This is a genomic window from Lentiprolixibacter sp. (assembly GCF_982873095.1).
This window is the reverse complement of sequence record NZ_CEYNTP010000359.1, coordinates 1-2,010: the sequence shown is the minus strand read 5'-3', so window position 1 is coordinate 2,010 and position 2,010 is coordinate 1. Positions and strand designations below refer to the sequence as shown.

The window sequence follows — 2,010 nt, the reverse complement described above, 5'->3', positions numbered from 1 at the left end:
AATGAAGCGGGTCCCCATATAAGCCAGATCTGCACCCATTTGAAGCGCCGAGGCAATGTCTCTCCCTGTACTTATACAGCCAGACAAGATCAAGGTTTTATCAAAGAATTGCCGTACTTCAGACAAAAGGGAGATGGGGTTCAGGGTGCCGGCGTGTCCCCCTGCACCTGCTGCTACAAGGATGAGTCCGTCTACCCCGGCTTCAGCTGCTTTTTCAGCATGCCTTTTCTTGATAATATCATGGAAAACCAGTCCCCCGTAACTGTGCACGGCGTCTACTACCTGGGAAACGGCCCCCAGGGAGGTAATTATGAGCGGCACTTTATGCTTGATACAGAGTTTTAAATCGGCTTCCAGCCTGGGGTTGGTAGGATGTACAATAAGGTTTACACCAAAAGGTGCCGGTTTTTGCCCTGTCTCCTGTTCATGCTGGTCCAGGGCCTCCTTAATTTCAATTAACCAGGCTTCAAAGCCCTCGCTCGTCCGTTGGTTGAGTGCGGGAAAGGTCCCTACAATCCCTGCTTTACAACAGGAAATTACCAGTTGAGGGCTGGAAATCAAAAACATTGGTGCCGCAATTACCGGGAGGGAAAGGGCATCTATAAAGTGTGCTTTTTGGTTCATGTTCTCGTGTTAAGGGACTAAAAATAGGGATAAAAATTTTGCCTTATTGCCCCCACTTTGGCAATTCTGTAGTAAATTTGATTTACTATGCACGCATAATAAATTTGGGATGTATCTAAAAGAATTCGAAGTTCGCTGGAACGACCTGGACGCCAACAGGCATTTGGCCAATAGCACTTACATCAATTATATGAGCCACACGCGTATGTCTTACCTGATGGAACTGGGTTTTAGTCAGGAAAGCATGGCCAGGCATCAGATCGGACCGGTTGTTTTTTATGAACACATGTATTATTTCCGCGAAATCCTGTCCGGAAGGCCCATCCGTGTATCCCTTGAGGTCATGGGGCTAAGTGAAGACGGGATGTATTTTGAATTCCACCATAACTTCTATGATGCCAAAGGTCGCAATATGGCCCATTGCGAGCTTATGGGAGGATGGATAAGCCTGGAGAAAAGGAAACTCATTCCCTTGCCAGAGGTATTTTTAAACAAGTTCAAAGAGATCCCCAAGCCCGAAGGGTTTAGGATCATAACACCTGCAGACACCCGAAAATTTCCTAAGCGTCCCCAAGATCTGGTTTAGCTTTTTTGCCCACGAGATAGACCCCCACCAATACCAGTATGGCGGCACCTGTTTTCACCGGGGACAGACTATCCCGCCCACTGGCCACCGCAAAGATTATTGCTATCAGGGGTTGCAGATATACAAAGGCACTCACGGTTGAGGCCTTTAGCTGGGTAAGCGCAAAGGCGTTGAACAAATAGGTGCAGAAGGTAGTGCCCACTACAACAAAGCCCATTTTCCAAATGGCTTCCCAGGGGAGCTGTGTCCAGGAAACTTCCAAAAATTCCGGAAGGGTAATAGGCAGGTTCAGGACAATTCCAATAAGGAATAACCATTTCATCAAAGTAAAGGGATGGTACTTATCGACCAGTTTTTTAACCAGTATCAAATACAGGGCAAAGAATAAGGCATTTACAAGGAAAAGGATGTTACCCAGGGGAATGTTAGGCGCATCCCCGCGAATTTCATTTCCGTAGAGCACCAGAATAAGCGCACCCACCAGGCCTATCAGGATTCCTAATCCTTTTGTAAGTCTAATCTTTTCCTCGATCAGGAAGGCCGAAAGGACCACTACTATAATTGGGGTAGTGGTAACCAATACCGAACTGTTGATAGGGGTTGACAGGTCCAGCCCTTTAAAAAATGACAGCATATTAATAGCCATCCCGAAAAGCGAACACATGATCAGCCTCCCCCAGTCCCTCTTTTCAATCTGTTCTCTTGGTCCCAGGAAAGAAATACCCCAGAAGAGCAGCGAGGCCCCCAGGACCCGCAATAGAATAAACCCGAAAGGCCCTATATGGTTGGGCATTACTCCC

Annotated in this window: 3 protein-coding genes; 1 reads left to right on the top strand and 2 read right to left on the bottom strand. The window is 47.2% G+C overall.

Features of this window, described 5'->3' with window-relative positions; all coding sequences use genetic code 11:
• Positions 1–624, bottom strand: a 624-nt coding sequence (locus AC4E7D_RS14420; RefSeq protein ID WP_490174472.1) for an NAD(P)H-dependent flavin oxidoreductase, incomplete at its 3' end; no start/stop codon positions are given.
• A gap of 109 nt (positions 625–733) precedes the next feature.
• Here AC4E7D_RS14420 and AC4E7D_RS14415 point away from each other — a divergent pair.
• On the top strand, positions 734–1,210 hold the full coding sequence (locus AC4E7D_RS14415) for an acyl-CoA thioesterase (protein WP_490174471.1): 477 nt from the start codon (positions 734–736) through the stop codon (positions 1,208–1,210).
• Here the strand turns inward: AC4E7D_RS14415 and AC4E7D_RS14410 are convergent.
• Positions 1,185–2,010 (bottom strand): DMT family transporter (locus AC4E7D_RS14410; RefSeq protein WP_490174470.1); only part of this gene is annotated, 826 nt, incomplete at its 5' end. The two genes, AC4E7D_RS14415 and AC4E7D_RS14410, sit on opposite strands and share 26 nt — an antisense overlap.

What these genes read in the sequence shown, in the direction of transcription:
- AC4E7D_RS14415 (WP_490174471.1), top strand. Translation starts at nt 734, where the DNA reads ATGTATCTAAAAGAATTCGAAGTTCGCTGGAACGACCTGGACGCCAAC.